The following is a 1,175-nucleotide window of genomic DNA, read 5'->3' on the forward strand; positions in this document are numbered from 1 at the left end:
CGTTCTCGAATGCGTTTGCAGTTGCAAAACACAATACGCAGCTCCAACACATGCTCAACAGCATCATCGAAACCATTGACTCAAATGAGATAGAAAAACTTCTGCGCTCGCACCGAAGCTTCAACCTAGTTTATGGCTACGACGATGAGCAAATGGCAAAATTTTTCTTGGCAGGTGCGGTCGCTTTTTCTCTGATGTTTGCTGCCGCGTATTTCATTCTTGCGCACCTACGTCTAAAGGTGAAATTAGCTGAGCTGAATGCCAACAATGAAGAAGCGGAAAAACAATGGCTGATGGGCATCATTCAAGAAATTAACAGCTTGGTGTTTATTCACGGTGAAGATAACCAGTTGGAAATGAGCAACTGTGCCAACTATAATAGCAAGCAACGCCAAGAATGTAAGCTGAAAAGCTGCTCGACTAATGCGCCTCTCGTGAACAACTCGGATGAATTGGCCACTGTAATTGGCGGACAACGCATCTCGGAAGAGGTCGCGTCTGCGGGGTGCGAACGCGGTATTAAACATGTGTATCGAGAGCGAAAAACCATCGCGTCTCCAAGCGGGAAGAAGAAGTTTGTGCTGACGGTGATTCAAGACATTACTCAGCAAAAAGAGCGTGAGCAGGCGTTAATTAATGCGCAAAAAGAAGCACAAACTGCAGTGCGCGCCCGTGAAAACTTTTTAGCGACCATGAGTCACGAGTTAAGAACCCCATTATCGGCGGCGCACGGCATCCTCGATTTGCTGAATCGCCAAGTGACGGCCGATTCAAATCGCGAGTTGATCGCTCAGGCCATGCGATCACTCAATCATTTGAATGTGCTAGTAGACGAAGTGTTGGATTACTCAAAGCTGGAAGCAGGGCAGTTAACCGTTGCTCCCGCTAAAACCGACTTACTCAAAACCTTGTGCGATGTGTTTAGAAGCTTTGAGCCAAGAGCGCTTGCGAAAGGTTTGGATTACAAAGTTACGATCAAGCCGTTTTCGGATGCGTTCATTGAAATCGATGCACTGAGATTAGTGCAAATCACCACCAATCTGCTCTCAAATGCCGTGAAATTCACAGCAGAAGGCGAGATCGGAATCAGTGTCATCCTGCACGAAAAGCAGCTTATTTTGAAAGTTGCAGATACGGGCATTGGCATGACGGATGGTCAACTCGAAGGCATTCTC

General features: G+C 46.9%; 1 protein-coding gene. It reads left to right on the forward strand.

Features of this window, described 5'->3' with window-relative positions:
• The coding region (locus R7O12_RS25980) for a sensor histidine kinase (RefSeq protein ID WP_318126935.1) at positions 1 to 1,175 on the forward strand (1,175 nt) is incomplete at both ends.

It is taken from the genome of Vibrio sp. Vb1574, assembly GCF_033338675.1.